Source organism: Leptospira fluminis (assembly GCF_004771275.1).
Taxonomy (GTDB): Bacteria; Spirochaetota; Leptospiria; order Leptospirales; family Leptospiraceae; genus Leptospira_B; species Leptospira_B fluminis.
In genome coordinates, this window is sequence record NZ_RQEV01000001.1 from 164754 (window position 1) to 178972 (window position 14219).

Sequence of the window (14219 nt, forward strand, 5' to 3'; positions counted from 1 at the left end):
GAAGTTGTAAAAAAATATTTTTCCCCCTTTTTTCCACGGAAAGGACATTTTCGGGTGTTTAGAAGGGATTGATTTCAGGGTCTAATCCGGTTAGCCTGTCTCAGACGGAACGGATCCATGAATTATTATCTATTTCTTCCGATTTCCGCATTTATCGTAAACAGCCTACTCATCGCATACGTTTTTGCCCGCAGATTCAGGAGCGCAGTCATAGGGGACTTTCTCCGCTTCACGGTTTGCCTGGATCTCTGGTTGATCTCGTACGTTCTGCATTGGTCTTTTTTGCCGGCGGAATGGATGACATTGGTCTTCAAATTGACCTGCTTTACCTGGATTCCGAGCGGCCTCCTTTATTTGGAAGTAGTATACAAATTCCTGAATCGCGAGCCCAAGACCTTCCTATATGTGTTCCGTTTCTTGGTCCTGCTTTCCATCCTGGTGACCACCTCCACGGATTGGGTACTGAAAGGAACTAGACTTTATTACTGGGGATATGAACTGGAACCGAATTGGCTCTTCCTACCCTTGAGCGCAGTCGTTGTCGGTATCCCGTCCTATTATGGTTTGATGTTGATAATAAGAGAAAGATTCCGAACGGACAACGAAAGGATGCGCAGACAGATGAACCTGTGGATCGTCGGCTCCGTGATCGCGATTTCGCTGAGTATTTATACCGAGCTGCTAAATCTGGACGAACACGGAAGATTTCTCTCTCCTCCCCTAACCCCCGTTTCCATATCGGTCCTGGCGATTTTCATATTTCTAGCGATCACCCGATACGGCTTTTTGAATATCAGTCTAGAACGGATCGCTGTGGAGTTGTTTCGGGATATCCACGACGGAATCATACTAGCCAAAAAGGGAGGAGAACTCTTTTTCGCGAATCGATCCGCAGTTCAACTGCTGCAATTTTCCGCTTCTGCGGGAGGAAAATTCGAACCGGAGCGCTTCTTCCTGAACTATAGGGAAGAATTGGACGCCCAACCAAGAGAATTTCAACTTTTAGGAAGGCAAAACGCGGCCTTCGTCGAACTGACACAATCCACTATCAGGATTACCGAGGAGGAATCCGGAACGCTGTTTCTTTTGCGCGAAGTGACCGAAAAAAAAATCGCCCAGGAAAAAATTCACCAGCTTTACTCTCAAATCGTCAACGATCTGGAGATCGCGAGAGTCACACAATCCTCCATCATTACCCAAAAATTTCCCGAAAAGGATTCATATCGGATCCATTCCTTTTTTCAGCCTATAGAAAAAGTCGGAGGCGATATGCTGAGGGTGATGGAACATCCTTCGGGAAGAGTAGACATTCTCTTTGCCGATGTTTCCGGTCACGGCATCGCTTCCGCCATGGTGGGGGGGATGCTTTCCATCACCTTCCAGATCATATCGCAAAAACTCATGAGCCCGAGGGAGAGCTTATCCGAGATTCACGAAATTCTTTCCAAAGTCGTGCTACATCATCATATTTCGGCCGTATATGCGAGTTATTTTCCCGATGAGAAACGGTTGGATTTTTCGTACGCCGGCCATCATCCCATTCTGGTTCTGAGAAACGGAGGGGCGACCCTGTTGGAAGGGGAAGGACGGATCATTTTGGCCGTGCGCGAACTTTTTTTAAACGACTATTCCTTCAGAGTCCAATCCGGCGATCGTATCGTCTTTTATTCCGATGGATTATTCGAAGTGAAAAATAATCAGGGCGAGATCCTAGGCTATGAGAATTTCCTGGATTGGATCAAGGAAACTTCCGAAAAACCCACCCTTTCTATTCTGGAATCGGCAAGAAAAAAATCCATCGAATTCGGCGAAGGACGACACAACGACGACTTGGCCATGCTGGCGTTGGAAATCGTAAGATGAACCCCTATCTCCTGATCCCTTTATCCGCGCTCTTTTTGAATCTGTTACTTTTCATCTATGTGATCGCTTTAAAGGGAAGACATAGAGTGGTGAGTCTGTATCTTTTCTATTCCGTCGATCTCAGTCTTTGGATCCTTTCCATCATACTCTACTGGTCTTTTCTTCCCGTGGAATGGATGGGTTGGATGATGCGCGTCACATCCTTGACCTGGCTCCTCGCAGGAACCTTATTTCTGGAATTCATATTCGAGTTCCTGTCCAAGAACCCGAACCTCCTCCTTTACTTTTTCAGAGGGCTCTCTTTGGCGGTTTTTCCGATCGCGTTAACGACGAATTGGATCGTCGCAGGTGCGGAACAAAAATATTGGGGGTACGCGATCTCTCCGGGACACTTATACGTCGTAAGTCTGAATCTATTCGTGATCGCTCCTTCCGTATATGCCATGGCCCTTCTCCTTTACGAATCCAGAAATCGGGAGCCCAGATTTCGGAACCAATGCTATCTACTCTTCTTCGGAACTTTATCATCGACCATACTGGGTTTTTTAACCACCATTCTCCCTCGCATGCAATTCCAAGGAGACATTCACTTTCCTCCTTTAAGCGGAAGCGCCACCGTTCTTCAATCCGTTTGTATCTTCCTGGCAATCGCGAAGTACGGATTCCTAGAAATCCGTTTGGAAAAAATCGCCTTACAGTTGTATTCCAAACTTAGGGAAGGCGTCGTACTTCTTTCTAGGACCGGGGAACTGCTCTATTGGAATCAGAGCGGGAAAGAGATGCTGGGAATTTACGGAACCCAACCGGAAAAACTGGACCTTTCCGATTACTTGGAGAATTTTCCTCCCGAACCGTTTTCCAGAATGGATTTTAAGGTGAAATCGATTCCCTCCGGTCCGACGGAATCGAAAGAGGGTAAGATTCTTTCCGCTTCTCCGAATCGATTCCTGGAAGTATCCCGATCGGAAATACAACTTTCCGGTAGGGACAAAGGGAACGTTTTCATCCTGCGGGACATTACGGACAAAAAAGAAGCTTCCGAAAAGATCAGCGTATTGTATTCGCGAGTGGTTAAGGATTTGGATATCGCAAGAGAAGTCCAAAATACCATTACTACCCGCGAATTTCCTCATTCGTCGAAATTCAGGATCTTCTCCTACTTCCGACCGTACGATCATGTCGGAGGGGACGTTCTCAATTGCTCCGAATCCCAGGACGGAAAAATCGAGGTGCTCTTTGCGGACGTTTCCGGACACGGAATTTCATCCGCAATGGTCGCGGCAATGGCTTCCATCGCCTTTAGCGTAGTTTCGAGAAGAGGCACTCGACCGAAGGAAGGCCTATTATTCACGAACGACCTACTGACTTCGGTGGTGACTCAGCACTTCATTTCCGCAGTGTACCTGAAGTACGATCCGGTTTCCCGCGTTTTGGATTATAGCTACGCCGGCCACCATACCGCGTTACTATTGCGAAACGGAGAAGTGCGCGAGCTACAGGGCAAAGGGAGCGTGCTCTTGGGAATCGGCTCGCCGATTCTGGAGGATTACGACGTTACTCTTCGTCCCGGCGATCGGTTACTGCTTTATTCCGACGGTCTTTTCGAGGTGCGAGGTTCCAAAGGAATTCCGATGGGGAATTCGACTCTCGTGGAAGCGGTTCGGAAATTGGCATTTCAGGATTCCGAAAATCTGATACGATCCTTGGTATCCTATTCCGAATCGTTCGGCGACGGAGTCATGACGGACGATCTAACCCTTTTCTGCCTGGAGATCAGGGAATAGAATCCGTCCGTATAAGACCATTTTTTTGGATCAGACGGACAATGAATCGGCCTGTTCTTTGACCTTCTCCAGAAACGGTAACAACTCGTCGAGCGCCGCAGGAATCTCGTATTCGATGATATCTCCGGCGCGAATGATATCCTTTTCCTCCAATGCAACGGCCACGCTAGCGAGAGTATCGTTCAATTCGTTCGTCTTTTCCTCGAAGGATTTTCCGTCGATCAAAAGACCCGAATAATTTAATCCCGGAAGTTTTTGGCGAAGAGTGATAAACGAAGTTAACAAAACGTTGATTTGGGAAACGGACTGGGTGAGAAGGTGGGTCGCCACCTCGTCCCTGCCTGCCTGGTAGTTTTCGTTCACTTTTATGAAACTCTGTTTCAGGGCCGGAACCGCTTTGATAAAGGTATCCAATATCTCCCGCAAAGTGGGAAGATCCAAATCCAGCACGGAAGCTCTCGCGATCAGATCCATCGTGAATAATTTAAGATCCCGTAAGTGTTCCAAAAACTCCTCGATCGCGCCGATACCGTCCAATTTGGAAGACCTTTGCCTGAGAGCCGCCAGAACTTCCTCCACGTTATTCCCTGTGCCCATCGGTTTGATCTGATCGTATCGTAATTTCAGCATCCTGCCCGCCGAGCGAAGTAAGGAGTCGATCCAGTTGACTCCGTCGGACAACTCCTTGGATTCCTTTTCCGTAAGACTGTCCCGTCCCAACAGAGTCGTTCCAACTTTATCCACATAGGCGTCCAATTCGTTTAATGAGCTGAGTAGAATATCCAACTCTTCTCCGACGTAAAATTCCATTTTGGAGGCGGAATCTATCGATTTGCTCTTCATCGTATCGGAGCGGAACTCTTCTCCGTCCACAATGCATGACAAAAGAAATTTACCGTTCGATTCGACCCAGCGACCGACGGCGTCGAAAACCTCGCCGAGATTCTTTTCGTTTTCGATTGCGCTTTCTAGCCTTTGTTCGTTTACGAATATTTCCACGGTTACTCCTCCGTTTCTATTATAAGTACTTACTTTCCGTCATCTCCGCCTTGAACCCTGGAAAGATTGTTGTTCAAGTACGAACCTACCGCTTTATTTTTTCCCACTCCCTGCTCCATGTACAGGAATTTTTCCTTCAGCTTCTTTTCATAACTGGATAAGTGGGATTCGTAATTCTTTATTTTCTTATTGTTATCGGCGAACTGTTCTTCCAATAATTTGATCTTACTGGTAACGAGACCGCCAGCAAACTGCGTGTACGGCTTCAAATGTTCGACTAGATTGACTCCGACACCCGTATCCATTCTGGAGTCCGAGTTGGTGTCCTGAGCGAAAAGATGTCGGACCGCGTCCGGGTTCTCCGAAAGTTTTCGGGAGAGCTTTTGTTCGTCCAACTGAAGATACCCTTCCTGGATATCCGCCCATTTGCTTCCGACCGTACCCGTCGATACTCCGATATCGGACAGCATCCGAATTTCGGAATCACCTAACGGAGCAAAGGAAGTCGTCGTTACGGTTTTCATTCCCGCAAGCAATCTTACGATCGAATGTTCTCCGGCGAGCAGCCCGGTTTTAGTTTTTCCTTCCCAAAAGGAACGGCTGATATCCGGATCCTCGTTCTTACCGTCGGACATACCGCTTTCGCGATCCACGGCCGTCGCTTCTTTGGAATATTTTAAAACATTATTATATGCTTCTATGAAGCCCTTGATCATCTTGATTCCTTTCTCGGAATCCACTTTGACATCGACCAGGACCGGACCTTCGCTTTTTTTGTGCAAATGTAAATTGATTCCGTCCAATACGTCCGTCAGTCCCTCGTTTTTCGGTCGAGTGACTTCTATACCGTCCACCGTAAACAGAGCGTCTTTTGCTTCTACTACGGTCTTTGCGGGTTTAGCGCCTTTGAATTCGCCCGGAACCACGAGCCGGAAATCGGACAATTCCTTTTCCTTTCCGCTTTGGTTCACCACTATGATCTCGCGGATTTTCTTCCCGTCCAAGGAAGCCTTAAGCGTCAGCTTGAGACGTCCTTCCTTATGCGTAGCAGCTTCCAGAAAAACCTTTTCCTGCTCGTCCATTTCGTAAATGACCCCGAGAGAAATCGTCTCCCCCTCCGCCAGCGGCTCGGAAAGAAGGGCCTCCACGCGAAGACCCTTTTTTGCTTCCTGCGATTCCGTATGAAATTGAAACGCCTGTTTGGAGGGGATTTTTAGTTTAGTAGGTTCTTTGCCGTTCGGGTCCGCAATGAGAATCGGCTTCGCATCCTTTTCCATGGAATACTTTTCGGGCTGAAACGCTTTCGCCTGCGTGGCTTCCAATACGATCGGAAACGTTTTAGGAGGATCTTGAGGATACATTTCCCCCACCAATCCTGCCGCCTTCAGGACTCCGTTAGGATCGTCGAATTTGAGAAGGTTCTCTTTTCCGGATTGGGACGCGGTCAGAGTCAGGACCGTTTTGTTCTGATCCACTTTAACTAAGGAAGGCTGGGCCAATCCTGCGGCCGCAGTCCGGATCATAAGGGAAAGTTCCCGAACCGTTCCCCCCGTAAAATCGATTTCCTTTTCGTTTTCTCCTGAAAGAATTTTAAACGAACCCGCCGGAATCTTTCGCTCAGTATCGATAGGATCGCTGGAAACCTGGTGGAAGGTGGCCAACTCCTTGATTTCGATTTTTCTTTTGGCGCTCGTAGCGGAGCGGGAAGCGTCTCCGGAGATCGTACCCTCCGGTTCGGAAACCACGGACTTCGTGGCAAAGGGAGCGGTAAAGGATGTGATTTCCCTGGTTTTATTTTGTAGTTCGGTGGTTAAGATTTTCAGATCGTTCCAGGCTTTTACCTGAGCTTTATTATAATTATTTTGCCTCTCCAAACGACGGATCGGCTTGGCTTCCAATTCCACCAGCTTCTTTACGATCTGATTCGTGTCCTGTCCGGAGCTGAGTCCAGGAATGGTAAACGCAGGCATGGTCCCCTCCCAGTATACCCATCGGCCGTTTCGGAAAAAGCATAAGTCTTAAGAAGGGGATTTTTCGGATCCGTTCTAAGTTTCGCCGTTTCTAAACTTCGTCCAAGGATAGAGACATAAGGAAGGACCTCGTCCGGTTAAAGGATCGAAATCGTATACGTGATCGTCGTTGCAGCCGGGACGATGACCTGATAACACCTATAGTTTCCCGAAGCTGTCATCACCGAGGAATTGGAATACGGTGCTTGCGAATGATATACGTCGAAATTCGACATCATGCCCAAGTTCGCAGGTTGGATAGAAACTCCTTGTTTTCCTATATTCAACTCTCCACCGGAACTCCCGGAAGGATTCGAACTGAAACTGACGGAATCCGAACTTCCTCCGCCTTGGTACAGGAAGTACAGCACCAAGGAACTTGCCATGCCGTAATATCCTCCCGAAGGACCGGAAACCGTCGCAGTTACGGGGGAACCTTTTACCAGATTGGTTTGGGAATCGCAAGGTCCTGACGAAAACGGAGATTGCCCCGCGGATAAGGCGACCGCAATCAAAGAACCTGGATCGGTTTTTTGGCTACCGGAATTGGAACAGCCCAAAGCGGGAAAAAACACGGCAAACAGAAGAAGAAAAAGAGGGAACGTTATGGTTGGAAAAATCCGAGTTTTCATACGGTTCAGCTCCTGGTCAGAAAGCCTCTCCGATTTTCCCGCCTAAGCGTGGATAGGAGAACCTTCTCAGACCGAACCTGAATCTTAGACGTTTTTAGGAAAGAAATCCGAGAAACGTCCGTTCCCCTTTTCGTATCCTTGGTTCCTACTCTCTAGGATTCCAAAATCGAATTTCCTTCTTACGGTTTTATACTTACGTTCTCGAATCGAATTTGGAACGTTCCTCCGGGACCCTTTCTCTGCAAAGAGAGAGGGATCCCCGAAAAGACGGAATATCCTTCCCAAGTCGTCCCGCGGGTCGGTTCCTCCGATGCGGATTTATGATAGGTCCAATAACGAATTTTGTATTCCGAATCGTAATACACTTTGTACATATCGCCAGGAGTAAAACCGCCTTCGGCAGGGTACTTCACTGACAATCTCCGCAACGGACCGGATCCGTCCGGTCTGGGTTGGGCGCCGTCATAAGATAGCAAAACGCCTTTGTCCCAGAGCAAATGGAACGGAAACAATAACCAGTAACTGTCGTTGATGAACTTGGCTTCCGTTTCCTGATCCGATTCCTGCAAGCGGCTTCTATCGTACTTGATTTCCTTTTCCCCTTCCGTAAATTTCACTTCCGCGGTTTTGGGAAACCAGATCCAACTCCTTCGCACCAATTCCTTTTCGGGAGTCGAAACGACGAAAGTAAATCCGATCTCCTGGACTTTTTCGAAATTAGCTCCTCCGTGCGCCGCGAAAATTTTCTTGGCTACGCTCTCGGGAGGAACCGAGCAGGTCCAAAAGAAAAAGCAGATGGATGCCAAAATCGCCGAGAATTTCATCATGCTACCCTAGCCGAGGAAACCTTGGCGTGCAGCTTAGCTTTTAGACCTTCCACGAAGGCGAGACTGTCCAACAAGTATTCCTCCACATGAGCGATCCTCTCGGACCGCAATTCGTCCGGAGTACGAAGAACGGATTTATAAAAGAGAATTCCCGAAAGCAATCGCGCCGTAGCCCAGACGGTTTCGTCGGCGATCTCCTCCCGATCTTCGGAAGAGGGAAGTTCTTTATACAAACCTAATATTTCCTTGTAGGATTCCCAAACGTTTTCCAAAGTTCCGGGTTCTTCTCCGGCGAAATGGTTCCATTCGTTCTCGATATATTCCCTTAAGAAACCGTGAGGAGCCATTCCCGTGACGATCCCGCCGATGGCGGCGTTGACCTGGATCTGGGAAGTTCCGTCGTAGATGGTCGTTATCCTGGAATCCCGATAAATCCTGGACACGTCGTAATCCTCGGTAAACCCTGCCCCTCCGTGAAGTTGCACCGCATCTCCTGCGATTTTTACGCAAGTTTCCGAACAATAGAATTTGGAAATCGGAGTCAGCAGTCCCGCCAAACGCTCCCAATATTTTAACACCACGTCCGATTTCAGATCCCGGTCTGTGGCACCTTTTTCCCTAAGATGGTCCCCCCGGAAATAATAGAGATCCATACTCCTCGCGCATTCCATCACCAGGCAACGCATCGCCATGGTTTCCCTTTCCATTCTCCGGAGAATCTTGCGCACGGCGGGAATTTCCGCGATCGGTTTGCCGAATTGTATCCTTTCGGACGCGTATTTTTGCGTTTCGGATAACGCGGCCTGGGCGATTCCGACTCCTTGTTGGGCGATTCCGACGCGTGCCCCGTTCAACATACCCATCGTATGCTTGATCAGTCCGTGCCCTTCTTCTCCGATCAGAATCCCGGGTGTATTCTCAAGGACGATTTCGCAGGTCGGCGAACAATGGAGTCCCATTTTCTTTTCGATTCCGGCTACCTGCACGTCCTTGGACTGGACGAGAAAAAAGGAAAGACCTCTCGCTCCGCTTCCGGGATTTCCGGTCCGAGCCAATAATAATAGAATCGCGGGGATTTCTCCCGTTCCGCAACCGTGGGTGATGAAACGTTTCGTTCCGTTCAATAGATATCGGTTCCCTTCCTGGCGTACAGCTTTGGTTCTTAAGCCCGGAAGATCGGAGCCGTGGTCCGGTTCGGTTAATCCCATCGCACAAGCGAATTCTCCCGCAGCCAAACGAGGGAGCCATTCCTCTTTCAGTTCTTCGCTACCGTTCTTCTCTATGATCTCCGCAAGATTCACGCATCCGATAGCAACGCAAACGGAAGCGTCCACCCTATACAGTATCTCTCCGAAAAACGCGCGCACCGTCCATGGAATCCCCAAACCGCCGTATTTACGGGAGAAACCGGTGGGCTGCAGTCCCGCGTCGCGAGCTTTGCGAACGATTTCCAACATCTTTTCCGGAAAGACTACCTTACCTTTATCGAATTTCAATCCGATCTTGTCCAGATCGGCCACATACGGTGCGATTTCCTTACCTGCGAATTCCCCGACCGAATCCAATAGAGTTTCATAATATTCTATCGTTTCTTCATAAGACGAAGGTGCCGTGGAATAGCGTTCGTCTCCCGACTTATATTTTTCCGCATCCGCAAAGCCGTTTTCGTATGCGTCGACGATTTCCTTCCAGGAGATGATATGATCGAAATGTAATCTAAGATCGGGAACGTCGTTGAAATAGTTGTTTTGGAGCATAGTAAGGTCCTTGGATAAATGAGTATGCTTCGTTTTTGGAAGCGGTCAATCCGTTTTCCGAAAACCGAAAATACCGACCTTCTCGAACGAATTTTAACGAGCGTTCGAGCAAACCGAAAAATGCTTTGAATCTCCAACTAACGAAAGGAAGGAATCTTCTTTCGATCGCAAAAGGTACTATTTTACGTGCTGGTGGTCGTGCAAATGCCTTTCGCAATACTCCTGATCCGTACAATCCACGCAATATCTGAAATCCATTTGAGGATCGTCCTTTTCGGTAATTCCGCAGATATGGCATTTATGCACCGTCGGAGAGGAATCCTTTGTCGAGGGGGACTTGATTTGGGTTCGTACGTTTCCTCTTAAGTCCTTCCAGATATCCTTTCCGTAAAATAGGAAAAGATTGGATAAACCCACCAATATGCCTAGGAGCGGAAACACGGAACCCGCCGCCATCGAATAGGAAATCCTGGTGTAGAGCATGATCCCTGCCACGAAAAACCCGAGCCATTTGATACGCACAGGAACCACGAAAAAAAGAAAGATCTGCATGTCGGGAAAGCGGTATGCGACCGCCAAAAAAAGACATTCGTAAAATAGGCTCGAGTCCACTGCCAAAGGCACATACAGGGAAAAGATCGCTCCGGCGGTAATTTGAACCGCCCCTAACCATAGATACATATTGAATTTGGGAACGCCCAAATCCTCTTCCAGAATCCTTCCCATAAAAAAGAAAACATACACGTAAAACAAAAGGCCGATCCAGGGATTTCCGAAAAAACTCGAATGCACTTTGAACACATAGAGTGCGATGCTGGCCCAGTCCCTTTCCTTTAAGGTTGCAGGAGTGATATCCCCGAATGCGGGATCAAAAAGAAGGGAATAAGCGCTGACGATTGCGGTAACGGCGGCAAAATAACCGGATAAGTTTTCGATATGGAAATTCTGGGAAAAGTTATTCAAAAAACGTTTCAAGGGAAAACGGAAGTCCTTTGGTAGAATGTTCTGGTATAAAAGAAAGGGATCTCGCGATCTTACGTTTCATCTTTTCGAACGCCTCGCACGGATAGTCAACCAATTAAACCGTAAATCAGAAGACGGGAACATTCCCGAGACGGAGGCTTCGAGCATGAGTTTGCGTACGTTTTACGCAGTAAATAAATTCCTAAATTCGAAATTTTTTGACCTCCCAGGGAACGATCCGGGGTCTAAGTTCAAATGTTCCCCAGGATCATAATAGCGACCTTTATCCTGAGCTTGGCAATGCAACCAGGCCCTGTCGCCGCGTCCACGGGAACCGACACGACTTTCCAATCCTTCAAAAACAAAAAGGAGACTTCCGAAACCTCACCTCTAGCGCATATAGAAAATATCATAAAGTTAGACCTACCGGCGATCTCGGCTTCAGAGCCGAATTTCCGTCTTTCCGAAATTTCTCTCCAAACGATTCGAAATCATTATACCCACCTTCGATCGATCAAGAAAACCTTCGAAAAGTCCGTCCTATCTCCGACGCTTTATTCCAACTTCTTTTTTCCTTTAAGTACGATTCGACTACTCAATTAGAGCGCTTTTCCCCTATTTCCCTTTCGATCATCGAAGACCCTTTAGGAGGAATCATATATGCGCAACGTATTCGCTTATTTAGCCGCAGCATCCATAGTAGCCGCTTCCGCCGTACCGGTAGTGGAGGAAAATTTTGAAGAGAAGCTTTTCGAAAGATTGAGCCGATTTCATGAGGAACTTCTTTCCAGCGAGGAAAGAAAAGGCAACGCAAGAGGTCTGGCGTCGTTGGTCCGCGAATCGAAGAGAACCTTCCCGGAAACGAGGGTATTATATGCGAAAGCTCTTACCTTCGCGGAACTCTTGGAAAAAGCGATCACGAGAAAGGACCAGGAATTTTTATACGGCGAACTTACGTTCGCGTTACAAAGCCTGGCTCCGAAATACGGTCTGCACGCTTTTTACTGCCCGTTGACCCAAAAAACCTGGATCGCAAAAACCGAGACAGTCCGCAATCCGTATCTTCCCGAAATGAGAGAATCGGGAAAGAGAGTCAACTGATTCGGACCGTTCGCGCGACCTTGCCTGGCTCGCGCCTTTCTCTTTCTAAGTCGACGCCGGTCTTTAGTCTCATTTAAGGAGCCAAAGACCGGTTGCGGAAGGCGACTTGACGCCCAAACAGGTACTTCTAAACCAAGAAGAAAGAAGGAACCCGTCGTGGCCCAAAAGATAAAATCCGCCGAACCATCCATCGACAACGGAGCCCACGGATCGAAAAATCCGATCTACCTCGGCAATCCGGACATTTTCTTCGACCGGGAATTATCCTGGATCGATTTCAATAGAAGAGTGCTAGAGGAGGCGAACGATCCGGAAAATCCCCTGTTGGAAAGGCTCAAGTTTCTCTGTATCACGGAATCGAATCTGGACGAATTCTATATGGTTCGTGTCGCGGGAATCCGGAATATTCTAGCGGAAGGAAACGACGAAAACAGTCTGAATGGATTAAGAGCTTCGGAAGTATTGATGGAGCTGTCCAAAAAGGTTCAAGTTTTCGTAAAGGACCAATACGAATCTTTCGCATTGAGCATAAAACGCCTATCGGAGAACGGAATCCACCTAGTGATGGATCCCGCAGAATTAAGCGAGTCGGAAATCGAGCAAGTACGTCAATATTACAAGGACGACGTATCTCCCATCCTGACTCCTTTATCCATAGACCCTTCCCACCCTTTTCCCCACATCTTAAACCGTTCGTTGAACTTGGCCATCGTTCTTAGTACGGACGACGAAAAGACCGGAACTAAAAAGGACTTGTTTGCCGTAGTCCAAGTTCCCTCCGTTCTTCCCCGGTTCTTCCAATTGAAAAGTCACGGAAAAGGAAGAAGGTTTTTTCCTCTGGAAGCGATCATCACGCTACATGTGAACGATCTGTTTTACGGGATGGAAGTGAAGGAAATCTATCCTTTCCGGATCATTCGGGATGCGGACATTTCGATAGATGAGGAAGCTTCGGTAAAGGATCTCCTGATAACGATGAAGAAGGAGATCCGAAATCGGATCTGGGGCGATGCCGTTCGGATGGACATTTACGAAGGCACTTCCCATTTCGTGAAGAACACTTTAAAGGAATTATTGGAGCTTCGGGACAACGAAATTTTCGACGTTCCATCTATCCTAAACCTAAGCGACACGATGTATTTTTACGGCTTGGAACATACGTCGAAATTCAAATATCCTTTCTTCCAGCAGAAAACCACCCTCAAATTCGATTCGCCGGAAAAGATTTTCGAAGCCATTCAGAAAAAGGACAGACTCTTACACCATCCGTACCAGTCCTTCGCCGCGATCGAGGAACTTCTCAGGATCTCTAGCGAGGACCCGAAAGTTCTCGGAATCAAGATGACTCTTTACCGTACCAGTGGGGATTCCCCTTTGATACAGTATCTCGGACAGGCTGCGGAGAACGGCAAACAGGTCACCGTTCTCGTGGAACTTAAGGCCCGCTTCGACGAGGAAAGAAACATAAAATGGGCGCAAAAGCTGGAAGAGAGAGGCGTTCACGTCGTCTACGGAGTCGTCGGACTGAAAATACATTGTAAAATGCTTTTGATCGTCCGCAGGGAGGAGGAACATCTGGTCCGCTACGTGCATCTCGGTACCGGAAATTACAACTCCACCACCAGCAGATATTACACGGACTTGAGCTTCTTTACCGTAAACAAACAGATCACGGAAGACGTGGCCACGATCTTCAACACGATCACTAGCTACGCAAAGATGCCTCACCTGAATAAGCTCGCGGCCTCGCCTCACAATCTTAAGGCGACCTTTTTGGAGCTGATCGAAAAGGAAACGGAAAACGCAAAGGCCGGAAAGCCTGCGAGAATCGTCTTTAAGATGAACAGCCTAGTCGATCCTCATATCATCTTGGCCATGTACAAGGCGAGTCAGGCGGGAGTGGTCATCGAACTCATCATCCGCGGGATCTGCTGTTTAAAACCGGGTTTGCCCGGGATATCCGAGAATATAACCGTAATTTCCATCGTAGGACGCTTCTTGGAACATACTAGAATTTATTACTTCCTCGCGGGGGGAGAAGAGAGTATCTTTCTAGCGTCCGCCGATTGTATGCCGCGCAACTTCGAACGACGAATAGAAGTGCTCTTTCCGATTTTGGACGCCAAAAACAAGGATCGAATCAAGAAGATTCTGGACGTACAATTGAAAGACAACGTAAAAGCCCGCTTCCTTCATTCCGACGGAGTCTATCGGAAGCGGGAACGCTCCCAGGGAGAGAAGGCGGTGGATAGCCAGATCGAACGTATGAAATTTGCGGAATAAA

Annotated in this window: 11 protein-coding genes; 5 read left to right on the forward strand and 6 right to left on the reverse strand. The window is 48.0% G+C overall.

What is annotated here, in order from left to right; translation table 11 throughout:
• Positions 1 to 117 precede the first annotated feature (117 nt).
• Together EHO61_RS00870 and EHO61_RS00875 are read left to right on the forward strand one after the other, a co-directional pair.
• On the forward strand, positions 118 to 1863 hold the full coding sequence (locus tag EHO61_RS00870) for a SpoIIE family protein phosphatase (protein ID WP_135811751.1): 1746 nt from the start codon (positions 118 to 120) through the stop codon (positions 1861 to 1863).
• Positions 1860 to 3647 carry a SpoIIE family protein phosphatase gene (locus EHO61_RS00875; RefSeq protein ID WP_135811752.1) on the forward strand — a complete coding sequence of 596 codons (1788 nt, stop codon included), beginning with the start codon at positions 1860 to 1862 and terminating at the stop codon, positions 3645 to 3647. The genes EHO61_RS00870 and EHO61_RS00875 overlap by 4 nt, the downstream gene beginning before the upstream one ends.
• A 30-nt stretch (positions 3648 to 3677) precedes the next feature.
• Here the strand turns inward: EHO61_RS00875 and EHO61_RS00880 are convergent, their stop codons facing one another.
• From EHO61_RS00880 to EHO61_RS00905, 6 genes are all read right to left on the reverse strand, one after another.
• A complete protein-coding gene (locus EHO61_RS00880; RefSeq protein WP_135811753.1) occupies positions 3678 to 4646 on the reverse strand; it encodes a hypothetical protein in 969 nt (322 codons plus the stop codon).
• A gap of 29 nt (positions 4647 to 4675) precedes the next feature.
• Complete coding sequence (fliD, locus tag EHO61_RS00885; protein ID WP_135811754.1) at positions 4676 to 6616, reverse strand: flagellar filament capping protein FliD; 1941 nt, start codon at positions 6614 to 6616, stop codon at positions 4676 to 4678.
• Positions 6617 to 6753: 137 nt separating this feature from the next.
• Positions 6754 to 7287 carry a hypothetical protein gene (locus tag EHO61_RS00890; protein WP_135811755.1) on the reverse strand — a complete coding sequence of 178 codons (534 nt, stop codon included), beginning with the start codon at positions 7285 to 7287 and terminating at the stop codon, positions 6754 to 6756.
• A 179-nt stretch (positions 7288 to 7466) separates the two neighbouring features.
• Complete coding sequence (locus EHO61_RS00895; protein WP_246031933.1) at positions 7467 to 8111, reverse strand: hypothetical protein; 645 nt, start codon at positions 8109 to 8111, stop codon at positions 7467 to 7469.
• On the reverse strand, positions 8111 to 9871 hold the full coding sequence (locus tag EHO61_RS00900; RefSeq protein WP_135811757.1) for an acyl-CoA dehydrogenase family protein: 1761 nt from the start codon (positions 9869 to 9871) through the stop codon (positions 8111 to 8113). The genes EHO61_RS00895 and EHO61_RS00900 overlap by 1 nt, the downstream gene beginning before the upstream one ends.
• A gap of 177 nt (positions 9872 to 10048) precedes the next feature.
• Positions 10049 to 10846, reverse strand: coding sequence for a rhomboid family protein (locus EHO61_RS00905; protein WP_246031934.1), 798 nt, complete (start codon positions 10844 to 10846; stop codon positions 10049 to 10051).
• Positions 10847 to 11134: 288 nt separating this feature from the next.
• Here EHO61_RS00905 and EHO61_RS17150 point away from each other — a divergent pair, with 288 nt between their 5' ends.
• The 3 genes from EHO61_RS17150 (at position 11135) to ppk1 (ending at position 14218) form a co-directional block, all read left to right on the forward strand.
• Positions 11135 to 11437 (forward strand): hypothetical protein, encoded by a 303-nt coding sequence (locus EHO61_RS17150; protein WP_167884772.1) that lies wholly within the window; start codon positions 11135 to 11137, stop codon positions 11435 to 11437.
• Between the two features lie 57 nt (positions 11438 to 11494).
• Positions 11495 to 11935 (forward strand): LIC13259/LIC11441 family protein, encoded by a 441-nt coding sequence (locus EHO61_RS00910; protein WP_135811759.1) that lies wholly within the window; start codon positions 11495 to 11497, stop codon positions 11933 to 11935.
• A 156-nt stretch (positions 11936 to 12091) separates the two neighbouring features.
• The gene (gene ppk1, locus EHO61_RS00915; protein WP_135811760.1) at positions 12092 to 14218 is read left to right on the forward strand and encodes a polyphosphate kinase 1; all 2127 of its coding nucleotides are present in this window, start codon (positions 12092 to 12094) and stop codon (positions 14216 to 14218) included.
• Position 14219 lies beyond the last annotated feature (1 nt).

Coding starts and splice junctions, on each gene's coding strand:
- EHO61_RS00875 (WP_135811752.1), top strand. CDS start 1,860: ATGAACCCCTATCTCCTGATCCCTTTATCCGCGCTCTTTTTGAATCTG.
- EHO61_RS00890 (WP_135811755.1), bottom strand. CDS start 7,287: ATGAAAACTCGGATTTTTCCAACCATAACGTTCCCTCTTTTTCTTCTT.
- fliD (WP_135811754.1), bottom strand. CDS start 6,616: ATGCCTGCGTTTACCATTCCTGGACTCAGCTCCGGACAGGACACGAAT.
- EHO61_RS00870 (WP_135811751.1), top strand. CDS start 118: ATGAATTATTATCTATTTCTTCCGATTTCCGCATTTATCGTAAACAGC.
- EHO61_RS00910 (WP_135811759.1), top strand. CDS start 11,495: ATGCGCAACGTATTCGCTTATTTAGCCGCAGCATCCATAGTAGCCGCT.
- EHO61_RS00900 (WP_135811757.1), bottom strand. CDS start 9,871: ATGCTCCAAAACAACTATTTCAACGACGTTCCCGATCTTAGATTACAT.
- EHO61_RS17150 (WP_167884772.1), top strand. CDS start 11,135: ATGCAACCAGGCCCTGTCGCCGCGTCCACGGGAACCGACACGACTTTC.
- EHO61_RS00895 (WP_246031933.1), bottom strand. CDS start 8,111: ATGAAATTCTCGGCGATTTTGGCATCCATCTGCTTTTTCTTTTGGACC.